The 1916-nt window shown below is 30.2% G+C and carries 3 protein-coding genes; all 3 read left to right on the top strand.

The features are described from left to right. Positions 1-103 precede the first annotated feature (103 nt). Complete coding sequence (locus BUB63_RS13955; protein WP_084106799.1) at positions 104-478, top strand: type II secretion system F family protein; 375 nt, start codon at positions 104-106, stop codon at positions 476-478. Positions 479-662: 184 nt separating this feature from the next. Next, on the top strand, positions 663-1571 hold the full coding sequence (locus tag BUB63_RS13045) for a type II secretion system F family protein (RefSeq protein WP_073250455.1): 909 nt from the start codon (positions 663-665) through the stop codon (positions 1569-1571). Between the two features lie 4 nt (positions 1572-1575). After that, complete coding sequence (locus BUB63_RS13040; RefSeq protein ID WP_073250452.1) at positions 1576-1848, top strand: DUF192 domain-containing protein; 273 nt, start codon at positions 1576-1578, stop codon at positions 1846-1848. The last annotated feature ends 68 nt before the right edge of the window (positions 1849-1916 follow it).

The raw sequence follows: 1916 nt of genomic DNA, 5'->3' as shown, positions 1-1916 counted from the left end.
GTATCCCTCCCATTAAGAAGGATACCAAATACTTGTACAATTTTGTACATTTTTATTTTCCACTTTTCGTACATTTTGATTTTATCATTTACATAAGAGAAAAATAGATAGAATAAAAAAGTTTGATAGTCAGCTCTCTGAAGCAATAGTTATTGTTTCTAATTCACTAAAGGCAGGATATTCTTTTTTACAGGCAATTTCGGTTGTAGGGGAACAGGTAAAGGATCCCTTAGGGAAGGAGTTTAAAAGACTTTTAAAGGAGATGAGTTTTGGGCTGACAGAGCAGGAGGCCTTTTATAATCTTCAAAGGAGAGTTACATCGGAGGATTTAAATCTCCTTATAAATGCAATTTTAATTCAAAAGGATATAGGAGGAAACCTTGCAGAAATATTAGATAATATCACAGAAACAATAAGAGAGCGTCAGAAGATAAAAAATGAACTAAAGACCTTAACGGCACAGGGAAAACTTACATGAGCAATTATTTCTCTTCTTCCTTTATTTTTAGGAGTAGTTATTTACTTATTTAATAGGGAATATATAATGCTCCTTTTTACAACGAAGATAGGTTTAGCAATGGTTATTTTTTCTTTTATCTTTGAACTTATAGGCATTTTTATGATAATGAAAATAATAAACGTTGAATTATAGAGGTGGAACTATGCTTTTATTAATATTACTCCTATCCTTTTTATTAGCCTTTTGCGTTATAAATTTAATTTTTATGATAGCTTTAAGAAATAAAATTACTTTAAGGGGGAGAATTGATAAGATTAAGGAGGATGTTAAATTAGATGAGCTATCAAATAAATCTTTTTTAGAGAGGGCTGTAGTTCCTCTTTATCTTGTTTTATTTAATTTCTTTTTAAAGTTTACTCCCCAAAATAAAATAAATAGGTTAAATAAAAGGTTAGAGCTTGCAGGATATCATAAAAATGATATAGGTAGATGGATTTTTACTAAAGCTATGTCCACTATAATTTCTTTTTTATTTTCCTTTATTCTTTTTAATTTGTTATCTAACAGCACATTAAATTCTCTCATACTCGCACTTTTTATTGGTATTTTAACAAACTATCTATTTAGCTTTAACCTATCAGTTAGGGTAAAAAGAAGAAAGAAGAACATATTGAGGGATTTACCCTATGTTCTTGATTTGATAACTGTGAGCGTTGAGGCTGGGCTTTCCTTTGATGGTGCAATAGCAAAGGTTGTAGATAACATAAAGGGAGATTTAAGTGACGAGTTTGCTAAAACTTTAAAGGAAATAAGGATGGGAATACAGAGAAAAACAGACTTAAAAAGTTTGAGTCAAAGGTGTGATGTAAAGGAGCTCTCCAGCTTTGTTACTTCTTTAATTCAGGCTGATGAGCTTGGGGTAAGTTTAGGCAAAGTTTTGCGAATAGAGTCTGCAAATTTAAGGGAGCAGAGAAAACAGGCAGCAAGAGAAAATGCGATGAAGGCACCTATAAAGATGCTCTTTCCACTTGTATTTTTTATATTTCCTACAATATTTGTTATAATTCTTGGTCCTGCATTTATAAAACTATATAACTTCTTTTTAAGGTGATATTATGAAAAAGCTAATATATAAGGATAGAGAAATATGTAGAGTTTATTTTGCAAATAATTTCAAAGATAGACTATTAGGATATATGTTTAGAAAAAAGCCCCATTATGAGGCAATTCTTTTTAAACCCTGCAATAGCATTCATACTTTTTTTATGAGATTTAAGATTGACGTTCTTTTTTTAGATAAAAATATGGTGGTTATAAAAAAGATAGAGGGACTACCCAAGAGAAAAATAGCCTATGAAAAAGCAGAAGTTTCGCAGATTAAAAAATAAATAGGGCGTAGCCCCTTGATATGTAATGGTTTAGATGAATAATAATTGAAATATGTAAATTCCGATTT

This window comes from Caloramator proteoclasticus DSM 10124, assembly GCF_900129265.1.
Classification (GTDB): domain Bacteria; phylum Bacillota; class Clostridia; order Clostridiales; family Caloramatoraceae; genus Thermobrachium; species Thermobrachium proteoclasticum.
The sequence above is the reverse complement of the archived record's forward strand: the minus strand, read 5'-3'. Positions and strand labels throughout refer to the sequence as shown.